Origin of the sequence: Bradyrhizobium elkanii USDA 76, assembly GCF_023278185.1 — a bacterium.
GTDB classification, from domain to species: Bacteria; Pseudomonadota; Alphaproteobacteria; order Rhizobiales; family Xanthobacteraceae; genus Bradyrhizobium; species Bradyrhizobium elkanii.
In genome coordinates, this window is record NZ_CP066356.1 from 6,356,478 (window position 1) to 6,368,904 (window position 12,427).

Here is a 12,427-nt window from a genome sequence, read left to right on the forward strand (position 1 = left end):
TGACACAATTAGTGCAGGAGCGGCGTCCGCAAGTCGAGGGTCAAGGGAAACTCAATTGTGCGTTCCTCGGGCGGCGTCTCGATCTTGCCAGGGGTGTGGCCATGCTCCTGGAAGCGCGCCAGCCGCCGCGCCTCGGCCTCGTAGGAATTGACCGGCTTGGTCTCGTAGTTGCGGCCGCCGGGATGCGCGACATGATAGACGCAGCCGCCGAGCGAGCGGCCGTTCCAGGTATCAATCAAGTCAAACGTCAGCGGCGCATGCACGGGAATGGTCGGATGCAGGCCGGAGGCCGGCTGCCAGGCCTTGAAGCGGACGCCGGCGACCGCCTCGCCGGCGCGGCCGGTCTCGGTCATCGGCATCCGCCTGCCATTGCAGGTGATGACGTGGCGCCCCTCGACGAATCCCGTGGCCTTCACCTGCAAGCGCTCGACCGAGGAATCGACGTAGCGCACGGTGCCGCCCGAGGTGCCCTCCTCGCCGAGCACATGCCAGGGTTCGAGCGCCTGCCGCAGCTCGAGGCCGACGCCGCCATGATGGACGCGGCCGAAGGCGGGGAAACGGAATTCGAGCTGCGCCCGATACCATTCCGGCTCGACGTCGTAGCCGAACTGCTTGAGCTCGGCGAGCACGCCGAGGAAATCCTCCCAGAGGAAATGCGGCAGCATGAAACGGTCATGCAGTGCGGTGCCCCAGCGCACGAAGTTGCCTTGCTGCGGCTCGCGCCACAGCTTTGCGATCAGGGTACGGATCAAGAGCTGCTGCGCGAGCGACATCCGCGGATCGGGCGGCATTTCGAGCGCGCGGAATTCGACGAGGCCAAGCCGGCCGGTCGGACCGTCGGGCGAGTAGAGCTTGTCGATGCAAATTTCGGCACGATGGGTGTTGCCGGTGATGTCGACCAGGATGTGCCGGAACAGGCGATCGACCAGCCACAGCGGCGCCTCCATGCCCGGCGGCGGCACATGCGACAACGCGATCTCCAGCTCATAGAGCCCGTCATGCCGCGCCTCGTCGATGCGCGGCGCCTGGCTGGTCGGACCGATGAACATGCCGGAGAACAGATAGGACAGCGACGGATGCCGCTGCCAATACAGCACGAGGCTCTTCAGCAGATCCGGCCGGCGCAGGAACGGTGAGTCCTCCGGCTTGCTGCCGCCGACTACGATGTGGTTGCCGCCGCCGGTGCCGGTGTGGCGGCCGTCGATCAGGAAACGGTTGGCCCCTAACCGCGTCTTCGCGGAGTCCTCATAGAGGCCAAGCGTGATGTCGACGGCCTCGCGCCAGCTTTGGGCTGGCTGCACGTTGATCTCGATCACGCCCGGATCGGGCGTCACCTTGATCACCTCGATGCGCGGATCGAACGGGGGCGCGTAGCCCTCGACGTGCACCCGCAGCTGCAGCTCCTCGGCAGCGGCTTCGATCGCTGCGATCAGGTCGAGATAATCCTCGACCTTCTCGACCGGCGGCATGAAAGCGCACAGCACGCCGTCGCGCACCTCGATCGACATCGCGGTGCGCACCGGCAGCGGCTCGGGAATCTCCTTCAGCGCCTGCTGCAGCTCTTCGGACAGCGCGTCGCGCGGCGCCATCGGGTCGCGCTCGACGACGTAGGGATAATCGTCCGGCGGCACATATTCGAGCGAGGCAATCGGAAGCCGCAGGCCCAGCGGCGAGTCGCCGGGCGACAGGAACAGATGGCTGCGCCGGATCTTCCAGCGCTCGCTGCGCCACCGCGCCGGCACGCGATCGCCAAGCGGCGTCCAGCGCTGGATCGGCAGCACGTAGCCTTTCGGTGTGGTCAGGCCCTCGTCGAACACCCGCGCAAGGCGCGCGCGCTCTTCCGGATCGGTCAGTTTCGAATTCGCAGGGGTCACATTGGCCGGCAGGCCGGCTTCACGCTGCAGCCAGAATGCTGGGTCCTCGTAAGCAGGGATAACATAGTCAACGCCCAGGCCAAGCTTGCTTGCGGTCGCCTCGACGAAACGCTGGGCCTCCGCGATCTCGGCCTTGCGCGAATTCTCGATGCCGGCGATCAGCCCGGCATTCCTCCAGATCGGCTTGCCATCCTTGCGCCAGTAGAGGCCGAACGCCCAGCGCGGCAAGCTCTCGCCGGGGTACCATTTGCCCTGGCCGTAATGCAGCAACCCGCCCGGCGCGAACCGCGCCCGCAGCTTGCGGATCAATTCGTCGGCGAGCGCGCGCTTGGTCGGGCCGACCGCGGCGACGTTCCACTCCGGCGATTCCAGATCGTCGACCGAGACGAAGGTCGGCTCGCCGCCCATGGTCAGCCGCGCGTCGTACGCCGCAAGATCGGCATCGACGAGCTCGCCGAGCCGGTCGAGCCGCGCCCAGGATTCATCGGAGAATGGTTTGGTGATGCGCGGCGCCTCGCCGATGCGCTTGACGCTCATCTCGAAGCCGAACTCGACATTGGCAACACCTGCGGTGCCGGTCACCGGCGCGGCCGAGCGATAGTGCGGCGTGGCGCAGACCGGGATGTGTCCCTCGCCCGTCAGCATGCCGGAGGTGACGTCGAAACCGATCCAGCCCGCGCCCGGCAGATAGACCTCGGCCCAGGCGTGCAGATCGGTGAAATCGCTCTCGACCTCGCGCGGCCCTTCGAGCGGATCGATGTCCGGCCGCAGCTGAATGAGATAGCCGGAGACGAAACGCGCGGCGAGCCCGAGATGGCGCAGCGTCTGGATCAAAAGCCATGCCGAGTCGCGGCAGGAGCCGGAGCCCGCGGCAAGCGTCTCCTCCGGCGTCTGGATGCCGGCCTCCATGCGGATGACGTAGCCGATCTTCTTTTGCAGCTGCGCGTTCAGCTCGACCAGGAAGTTGACGGTGCTGTCGGCCTGGCACGGAATCTCCTTCAGGTAAGCCGCCAGCAATGGCCCGGGCTCATCGGTCTCGAAATAGGGCGCGAGCTCGGTCTTGAGATCGCCGGGATATTCGAACGGAAAGCTGTTGGCGTAGGGCTCGACGAAGAAGTCGAACGGATTCACCACCGTCATGTCAGCGGTGAAATCGACCTCGACCTTGAGCTCGGTGGTCTTCTCCGGAAAGACGTAGCGCGCCAGCCAGTTGCCCTGCGGGTCCTGCTGCCAGTTCACGAAGTGATTGGCGGGCGTGACCTTGAGCGAATAGCTTGTGATCGGCGTGCGCGTATGCGGCGCGGGCCGAAGCCGGATGGTCTGAGGCCCGAGATCGATCGGCCGGTCGTATGTGTAGTGCGTGACGTGATGCAGTGCGACTGATATCGACACGGGACCGAGGGCTCCAGCAGCTTTTTTGAGCAGAACACTGCTACCGGTCGACATCAAGCACTAACAACGGGCACGGGGTGCCCACCAGCTGGGCGACCAGCTCACGATCCGTAGCCCGGATGGAGCGCAGCGAAATCCGGGGTCTTCATCCGCAGCAAGAGTCCCGGATTTCGCGGAGCCTGTCATCGGGCGCGCATTTTCGCGCGACCCATTGGCTCCATCCGGGCTACGGGACTAGCGGCCGATCGCGCCGGATACCTGCGAGGCGAGTTGCTCGGCGAGCATGTGATAGCCCTCGGGGGTCAAATGCACACCGTCGGGCTGATGGGGGAGTCCACCCAGCATCCCATTCGGGAGCATGACTACCGCGATGCCACGGGTGCTGAGGCGACTTTGAATATCCGCTGTCCGGTCAGGGCTGCCCTTGCGTCGATCATTGCCGCCTGGCTGCAAAATAACCGCGCGGATCCCGTTCGGGACGGCGCGGTCCAGGCGTTGCAGCATCCCTTCCGTGGTGTCACCGTTGATGCCGGCGTTCACGACACGGACATTCAATCCCTTTGCCCGCAAGATCGCTTCGAGCTGCGCGGGATAGGCCTGGTTGCGCGCTACACCCTTGCCATAGGTATTGCTCGCGCCAAGCGCCACGATGGTTGCGGCGTCAGCCGAACCGGCGCCGAGGCTCAAGGCGGCGAGAAATGCGAGGCATCCAACAATTCCCAAGGGACGCGCGCGCATGCTTCCTCCGTCCAATCCATAGCTCGGATGGAACGTAGCGTAGTCCGGGAAGCTACATTCGCCAACGTACTTCCCTGTCGTCGCTGCGAAAAGCAGGGACGACGGCGGAGTGAAAGGCTAGATCGTGGCTCTAAACTACATCGTTGCGCCCAGCACCCACGGCGCGAATTCGGCGCCGCCGAAATCAAAGCTCTCGCTCTTGGTCGGCTGGCCCGAGGCGGTCTTGAGGATGAGGTCGAAGATGCGCTGGCCGCATTCCTGCACGCTCTCCTCGCCGTCGAGGATGGTGCCACAATTGACGTCCATGTCGTCTTCCATCCGCTTGTACATCGGCGTGTTGGTGGCGAGCTTGATCGACGGCGCGGGCTTGCAGCCGAACACACTGCCGCGGCCGGTGGTGAAGCAGACGAGGTTGGCGCCGCCGGCGACCTGCCCGGTCGCGGCGACCGGGTCGTAGCCCGGCGTGTCCATGAACACAAAACCCTTCTTGGTGACGGGCTCGGCATAGTTGAGGACGTCGACGAGATTGGTGCTGCCGGCCTTGGCCATCGCGCCGAGCGACTTCTCCAGGATGGTGGTGAGGCCGCCGGCCTTGTTGCCAGGGCTCGGATTGGCGTTCATCTCCGCACCCTCACGCTGGGTGTACTCCTCCCACCAGCGCATCAGGCCGACCAGCTTCTCGCCGACCTCGCGGCTGACGGCGCGGCGAGTCAGAAGATGCTCCGCGCCATAGGTCTCTGGTGTCTCCGAGAGGATCACGGTGCCGCCGTGACGGACCAAGAGATCGCTCGCCGCGCCGAGCGCCGGATTGGCGGATACGCCGGAGTAACCATCCGAGCCGCCGCATTGCAGCGCCACGGTGAGCTCGCTCGCCGGGACCGCTTCGCGCTTGACCTTGTTGGCGTCGGCGAGCGCTTCCTTCACGAAGGCAACGCCTGCTTCCACCGTCTTGCGGGTGCCGCCGACCTCCTGGATGTCCATCGCGCGCAGCCGGCCCGCAAGCTTCTGCTCCTGCATCAGACCGCCGATCTGGTTCACCTCGCAGCCGAGGCCGAGCACGATGACGTTGGAGAAATTCACATGACGCGCATAGCCGCCGAGCGTGCGGCGGAGCAGCGCCAAGGGTTCGTCCTGGGTCATGCCGCAGCCGGTCTTGTGAGTCAGCGCGACGACGCCGTCGACGTTGGGGAAATCGGCAAGCGGATTGTCGCCGGTGAACGGGTTCTTCTTGAACATGTCGGCCACGATGCCGGCGACATGGGCGCTGCAATTCACCGAGGTGAGGATGCCGATATAGTTGCGGGTCGCGACGCGGCCGTCAGCGCGGCGGATGCCCTCGAAGGTCGCCGGCAGATCGAAGTTCGGCACCGGCTTGACGTCGACGCCATAGGCATAGTCCTTGGCGAAATCACCCATGCCGCAGTTCTGCGTGTGCACATGCTGGCCGGGCGCGATCGCCTGGGTTGCAAAGCCGATGATCTGGCCGTAACGCCTAATCGGCTCGCCCTGCGCGATCGGCCTGATCGCGACCTTGTGGCCCGCGGGGATCCGATCGACCGTGGTGACGCCCTCGGTCACCTCAAGCCCCGGCGGCAAGCTCGCGCGCGCGATCAGGACGCTGTCGTCGGCGTGCAGGCGGATCACTTGTGCCGAGGCCATGGGAGTTCTCCTTTGGAGTTTCTTCACCTCTCCCCGCTCTTTGCGGGGAGAGGTCGGATTGCGTCAGCAATCCGGGTGAGGGGCGATGCACACTGCCAATTACAATGACGGTATCACCGGATGGAGGCCCCTCACCCCAACCCTCTCCCCGCGAAGAGCGGGAAGAGGGGGAGGATAGAGTTACGCCTTGCCGCCGGACTTCTCGCGGGTCGCGTTAACCTGCATCTTGGCGTAGACCTGCATCAGGCCGACTTCGTTCGACAGCGTCACGAGCTTGAAGCCCATGTTGATTGCGCGCACCGCGCCCTCGGCGCCGGAGCAGTGGATGCCCGGGTTGAGGCCGCGCTTGCCGCACTCCTTGATGATCTTTTCGTAGATCTTGAGGATCTCCGGCTCGTCGCGGTCGAGCTTCGGCACCAGGCCGTAGGAGAAGCCGAGATCGGACGGGCCGATATAGACGCCATCGATGCCTTCAACATCGAGGATCGCTTCCATGTTCTCGACCGCGGTCTTGGTCTCCATCATCGGCAGCAGCACGATCTCGTCGTTGGCGGTCTGCTGATAGGTGCCGGCCGAGCCGTACATGCCGGCGCGGATCGGGCCGTTGGAGCGCACGCCCTTCGGCGGATACTTTGCGTAGGAGACGAGGTTCTTGGCTTCCTGCGGCGTGTTGACCATCGGGCAGATCACGCCATAGGCGCCGCCGTCCAGCACCTTGCCGATGATGCCGGGCTCGTTCCAGGGCACGCGGACCATCGGAGTGACCGGATGGGCGTGCATCGACTGGAAGCATTGCACCATCGACTGATAATCCTGCACACCATGCTGCATGTCGACGGTGACGCTGTCGAAGCCGCACTGCGCGATCACTTCGGCTGAAAACCCGGAGGGAATCGCGAGCCACGCGTTCACCACCGCCTTGCCGGATGCCCAAACTTGCTTGACCTTGTTTGCCATTGATCGCGTTTCCCTTTGCGGTTTATTGGGGGACGAGCCTTCAGCTGGTCGCCCGCTGGATAGAAACTTCGCTGACGCCGACTTCGCGCGCGGTATTCACTATCGCCGCCCAGGTGTCGTCAGGCAAGGGGATGCCGTTCCTGGTGCGATCGGCGCGGGTTTTCCGCTCCGGATCGCCCGGAACCAGCACGGAATCTGTTCCCGCGATCGGCTTGGTGGCGCGGATGAAATCGGTGTAGCGGGTGATTTCGCCGTCGAAGAAGTTGCTGGTGTCGATCACCTTTGGGTCGATGTAGAACGCCATCATGCCGTTGGCGAAGCGCCGGTCCGACGACGTCGCGCCGGTGCCGGTCAGCGCACCGCCGAGCAGTTCGCAGATGAAGGCGAGACCCGAGCCCTTGTGATCGCCGAAGGCGCGGATCGCGCCAGTTCCCTTGGTGTGGTCGCGCGGTCCGTCCGGCGTGTACGGACCATACAGCACGTGCGGATCCTCGCTCAGCGTGCCGTCGGCATCGACGAGCGCGCCGATCGGCAGCTTCTTGCCGCCGCGGCTTGCCACCAGGCATTTGCCCTCGGCGACAACCGAGGTCGCAAAATCGAGCACGATCGGATCCTGGCCCTGACGCGGAATGCCGACGCAATACGGCGCCGTGGACAGGCGCTTCTCGACGCCGCCGTAAGGCGCGACCAGCAGCGAGCCAGCCGCGGTCACGAAATGAATTGAAACAAGACCTTCGGCGGCGGCCATCTCGGCCCAGTCGCCGACGCGGCCGAGATGACCGGAGTTGCGCAGCGCGACCGCGGCGAGCCCCGCGTTCTTGCACTTCTCGATGCCGAGCTTGACCGCAACCGGCGTGACGGTCTGGCCATAGCCGAACTTGCCGTCGACCACCGCGAGCGACGGCGTGTCCACCACCACCTCAGGGGTCTGGTTCGGTACGATCGAGCCCATCTTCTTCCACCTGACATAAACAGGCACACGGATCACCCCGTGGCTGTCGTGCCCTGTAAGATTCGCGGTCGTCAGGTAGGTCGCGATGCGCTTCGCCTCTTCCGGAGAGGACTCCGAATGGGAAAACACCTCGGACACGAAGTTGATGAGATTATCGACCTTGATGGTGACCATGAAAAACCAGCTCGCTCAGTAAAGCACGGGACGTTGTCAGGCGTGGGTCTTGGCATGACCGCCGAGATAGGCCGCGGCGATGGCTTCATTGCCCCACAATTCGTCGGGCTTGCCGCCCAGCACGATCCGTCCCGTTTCCAGGACGAAGCCGTGATCGGCGACCGAGAGTCCCATGCGCGCATTTTGCTCGACGAGCAAGACCGTGGTGTCCTTCCTGATCTGCGAAATGATGCGGAACACCGCTTGCACGATCACAGGCGCCAGCCCGAGCGACGGTTCGTCGAGCAGCAGCAGCCGCGGCTTGGCCATCAAGCCGCGCGCCACCGCGACCATCTGCAGCTGGCCGCCCGACAGCGTCCAACCGAGCGCGTTGGAAAAGGCGCGGATGTCCGGAAACAGGTCGAACATCGCGTCGGCCTCGCGCGAGATCTGCGACGCCGACACCTTCCGGTTCGACGCGCCGAGCATGATGTTCTCTTTCACGGTGAGGCCCGGAAACACGCGGCGGCCTTCCGGCACATGCGAGATGCCAAGCCGGACGATCGCTTCCGGCCCGAGGCCCGCGATCGAATGGCCGTCGAACATAATGTCGCCGGAGGCGGGCTTGGCGAGGCCTGAGATCGCGCGCAACGTGGTCGACTTGCCGGCGCCGTTGGCGCCGAGCAGCGTGACCACCTGCCCCTGCTCCACGGCGATGGTGACGCCGCGCAGCGCCTCGATCTCGCCGTAGCGGACCACGAGATTGCGGATTTCGAGCAGCGGCATCATTCGCTCCCGAGATAGGCGGAGACGACGTCGGGATGGCGCAGCACCGCCATGGACTCGCCGTCCGCGATGCGGCGTCCGAAGTTCAGCACGGTGATGTGCTGGGCGGCTTCCGAGACCAGCGTCATGTCGTGATCGATGATCAGGATGGTGAGGCCCTGGGCTGCGATGCGCTTCAGCAGCTCATGCAGATCGAGCTTCTCGGTCGAGTTGAGACCGGCCGCCGGCTCGTCGAGCAGCAGCAGCGTCGGGTTCGACGCCAGCGCCCGCGCGATCTCGATCAGGCGCTGATGGCCGTAGGAGAAGCTCGAGATCATTTCGTTGGCGCGGCTGCCGAGGCCGACGAAGGTCAGCGCCTCCATGGCGCGCTCGGTCAGCGCATCCTCGCCCTTCCCGATCATGGTGTTGCCGGGCCGCTCGGCGCCGATCTCGACATTCTCCAGCGCGGTCATCGAACGGAACAGGCGGATGTTCTGGAAGGTGCGTCCGAGGCCGGCGGCCGTGCGCTGATGCGGCGCCATGTTGGTGATGTCGGTGCCGTCGAGCACGATCTTGCCCGCGGTCGCCTTGTAGAGACCGGACAAGACGTTCAGCGTCGTGGTCTTGCCGGAGCCGTTGGGCCCGATCAGCGCATGCACGCTGCCGCGCTTCACCGCGATATCGACGCCGTCGACCGCCTTGAGGCCGCCGAAATGCTTCGAGAGCCCGGTCACTTCGAGCACGATATCGCCGCCTGACGTCGCCGGCTTGAGCTGCAAGGCCGCCGCGGCCGGCGGCGCCTTGGTGTGCGCACGCCAACGCGTGAATGCGTCCGACACAAAACCCCAGATACCGTCGGGCATGAAGCGGATGATCAAAATCACGAACAGGCCGTAGATCGCCAGATAAAGTCCCGGCACGCTCTTGAGGAAGCGCAGCCATTCCGGGATCAGGATCAGGAGGCCCGTGCCGATCACCGAGCCGATCGGCGAGGCCACGCCGCCGAGCAGCGACATGGTCAGGAACACGATCGATTCCGCGAACGAGAACTGGTCCGGGCTGACATAGGCGAAGCCGCCGGCGAACAGGCCACCGGCGAGACCGCCGAGCAACGCGCACAGCCCGAAGGCGTAGATCTTGGTGCGGAACACGTCGATGCCGTTGACGCCGGCCGCAAGCTCGTTGTCGCGCACCGCACGCATGGCGCGACCGAGCTTGGTGTCCGGCAAGTGCCAGACCAGGTAACCGACGATCGCGAGCATCGCGACGCAGAAGGCCAGATAGCTCTGCGAGGACTGGAACAGCTCCGGCCGGCGAATATTGGCGACGCCATCCGGCCCGTGGGTCACGCCGATGGCGTTGATCATCACCAGCGTCACGATCTGCTGGAACGAGATCGTCACCATCGCAAGGTAGTGTCCGCCCAGCCGCAGCGTCGACATGCCGAGAAACGCACCGGCGATCAGCGTGATCGCGCAAGCGCCGGCCAGGCAGAGCCAGAAGTTCAGATGCAGGTCGGCGGTGCCGAGCCCGACCGCATAGGCGCCGAAGCCGAAGAACGCGGCCTGCGCCAGGTTGATCTGGCCGCACAGGCCGAGCACGACCGACAGCCCGAACACCGCGATCGAAAAGGTCGTGGCCTGCAGCAGGATGTTGAGGATGTAACCGTCGAACCGCATGCCGGCGGCGAGCGCCACCAGCACCGCGGCGCCGATGAAATACGGCAGATGACGGATGATCAGCGGCTTCGAGCGCACGGCCGGCGCGGGGATCATGTTGTCGGTGGCGCTCATGCTTTCTCCGCGACACGTTCGCCGAAGATGCCCTGCGGCCGAAACACCAGGAAAGCGATCAGCACCAGGAAGGCAAAGCCGTCCTTGTACGGCACTGAAATATAGGCTGCGCCGAACGTCTCGATGACGCCGAGCGCGAGGCCGCCGACGATGGCGCCGGCGACGTCACCGAAGCCGCCGATGATGGTCGCGGCAAACGCCTTCAGCGCAATCGTCGAGCCCATCTGGATCGAGACGAACAGCACCGGCGCCACCAGGATGCCGGCAAGGCCGCCGAGCACTGCCGAATAGATGAAGGTGATCATGATCATGGTGGAAACGGAAATGCCGAGCAGCGAGGCCATCTCCTTGTCCTGCGAGGTCGCCTGCAGCTTCTTGCCGAGCAGCGTCTTCTCGAAGAACCAGAAATTGAACAGCACCAAGAGGATCGTGACACCGATGATCAGAAGATACTGGCTGTCGAGATAGACCGGGCCGAGCTGGATGCCGGGCGTATCGAACCAGCCCTGCAGCACCTGCGGCTGCGGACCATAGATCGCAAGCACCGAGTTCGACAGCAGGATCGAGGCGCCGATGGTGGCGATGATCACGGGCAGATAGGTGCGATTGCGCAGCGGATAATAGACGCCGAGATTGAAGATGACGCCGAACAACGCCATGCCGGCGAGCGCGATCAGGAACGACAGCCAGTAAGGCCAGCCGAGATCGACCGAGAACACCACCATCAGATAGGCGGCGACCATCGAGAACTCGCCTTGCGCGAAGTTCACCACGTTGGTGGCGCGGAAGATCAACACGAAACCGAGCGCGACCAGCGCGTAGACCGCGCCGATGCCGATGCCGGTAAAGAGCAATTGGAGGACGAGATCCATGACGAGCGCTCGATCTGAGAATTGTGCCGCGGACGAAAGGCCTCTCCGAGATGCCCCGGAGAGGCCGAACCGCGATCAATCGTTGAAGTCGATGTGCTTGTCGTAGACGATCTTGCCCTTGTCGTTCTTCACGACGTTGTAGCCGTGCAGACCGTCGCCGTTCTTGTCGAAATTGTATTCACCCTCGGCGCCGGCGAATTTCTGCGTCGCCAGGATGGCGTCGCGGATCTTGTTCGGATCGGTCGAGCCTGCCTTGTTGATCGCCGCCGACAGGATGGTGATCGCATCGTACGGCCAGGCGCTCTGGTTGTCGGGCGCGGTCTTGTAGGCATCGCGATAGGCCTTGCCGAACGCCTTCGCGGCATCGCTTGAATCCTCGGCGAAGTCGGCGACGCCGTAGGTGTTGAACAGCGCGGGGCCGGCGAGCTTGGTCGAGGAGACCGCCACCACCGAGGGCGAGCCGACCCAGGGAATGTTGACGCCGAGCTGGCGCAGCTGCCGGGCAAAGATGCCGAGATCGTTCTCGAAGGTGAAGTAGGTGCCGAGCACGTCAGCGCCGGACTGCTTCACGGCCAGCACGACCGGGGTGAAGTCCTGGCTCTGGTTGGCATAGCCCTGGTCGAGCACCGGCGGCGCGCCGAGCTTGGTCAGCGCTTCGGTGAGCGCCTTGCCGCCTGCGGTGCCGAAGGCGTCGGTGGAATGCACAATCGCCCACTTCTTCTTGCCGAGCGTGTTGACGCCGAAGTCGGCGATCACGCGGCCGGAATAATTATCGTTCGGACGAAAGCGGAACAGCCAGGGATTGCCGGAATGGGTGAGATCGGGATTGGTGCCGCCGATCATCACCGGCTTGCCGACCTTGATCACGTCGGGCGCCATCGCCTGCACCTGGGTCGAACGGATCGAGCCGAGGAAGGCGACGATGTCGGACTGCGCGGCGAGCTTGGAGAATGCCAGAACGATGCCGGGATTGGTGGTCTGGTCGTCCTCGATGACGAGCTCGACCTGCTTGCCGAGCACGCCGCCGGCCTTGTTGACCGCGGCGAGCGCCAGCTTGGCGCCGTTCTGGGCCCACAGCCCCTGCTCCGCCGCCGGCCCGGTCACCGGCACGCACATGCCGATCTTGATCGTCGCACCCTGCGCCCAAGCGCTGCGCATCAGCACCGGAGCAGCGAGACCTGCCGCCAAGCCGGCGGAAAACTCACGCCTCGTCAGTTTCATTCAATCCTCCCTGTGGTGCGCCGAACTTGCATGTCGGCTGCGTTGAAACGA

At 64.7% G+C, this 12,427-nt stretch carries 9 protein-coding genes; all 9 read right to left on the bottom strand.

Annotated elements, in window-relative coordinates; translation table 11 throughout:
* Positions 1–8: 8 nt before the first annotated feature.
* Complete coding sequence (locus JEY66_RS30655) at positions 9–3,266, bottom strand: transglutaminase family protein (RefSeq protein WP_018270575.1); 3,258 nt, start codon at positions 3,264–3,266, stop codon at positions 9–11.
* Between the two features lie 234 nt (positions 3,267–3,500).
* Positions 3,501–4,004 carry a GDSL-type esterase/lipase family protein gene (locus JEY66_RS30660; RefSeq protein WP_026192495.1) on the bottom strand — a complete coding sequence of 168 codons (504 nt, stop codon included), beginning with the start codon at positions 4,002–4,004 and terminating at the stop codon, positions 3,501–3,503.
* Positions 4,005–4,139: 135 nt separating this feature from the next.
* Positions 4,140–5,663 (bottom strand): UxaA family hydrolase, encoded by a 1,524-nt coding sequence (locus tag JEY66_RS30665; RefSeq protein WP_016841136.1) that lies wholly within the window; start codon positions 5,661–5,663, stop codon positions 4,140–4,142.
* 180 nt (positions 5,664–5,843) lie between these two features.
* Entirely contained in the window at positions 5,844–6,620 is a 777-nt protein-coding gene (locus JEY66_RS30670; protein WP_018270573.1) for an HpcH/HpaI aldolase family protein, read from the bottom strand.
* 40 nt (positions 6,621–6,660) lie between these two features.
* Positions 6,661–7,746, bottom strand: a complete 1,086-nt coding sequence (locus JEY66_RS30675) for a malate/lactate/ureidoglycolate dehydrogenase (RefSeq protein ID WP_018270572.1) — start codon at positions 7,744–7,746, stop codon at positions 6,661–6,663.
* 36 nt (positions 7,747–7,782) lie between these two features.
* The gene (locus JEY66_RS30680) at positions 7,783–8,511 is read right to left on the bottom strand and encodes an ABC transporter ATP-binding protein (RefSeq protein WP_026192494.1); all 729 of its coding nucleotides are present in this window, start codon (positions 8,509–8,511) and stop codon (positions 7,783–7,785) included.
* A complete protein-coding gene (locus JEY66_RS30685; protein WP_018270570.1) occupies positions 8,511–10,283 on the bottom strand; it encodes a branched-chain amino acid ABC transporter ATP-binding protein/permease in 1,773 nt (590 codons plus the stop codon). Before JEY66_RS30685 ends, JEY66_RS30680 begins: the two co-directional genes overlap by 1 nt.
* Positions 10,280–11,155 carry a branched-chain amino acid ABC transporter permease gene (locus JEY66_RS30690; protein WP_016841141.1) on the bottom strand — a complete coding sequence of 292 codons (876 nt, stop codon included), beginning with the start codon at positions 11,153–11,155 and terminating at the stop codon, positions 10,280–10,282. Before JEY66_RS30690 ends, JEY66_RS30685 begins: the two co-directional genes overlap by 4 nt.
* 75 nt (positions 11,156–11,230) lie before the next feature.
* The gene (locus JEY66_RS30695) at positions 11,231–12,376 is read right to left on the bottom strand and encodes an ABC transporter substrate-binding protein (protein ID WP_018270569.1); all 1,146 of its coding nucleotides are present in this window, start codon (positions 12,374–12,376) and stop codon (positions 11,231–11,233) included.
* Positions 12,377–12,427 lie beyond the last annotated feature (51 nt).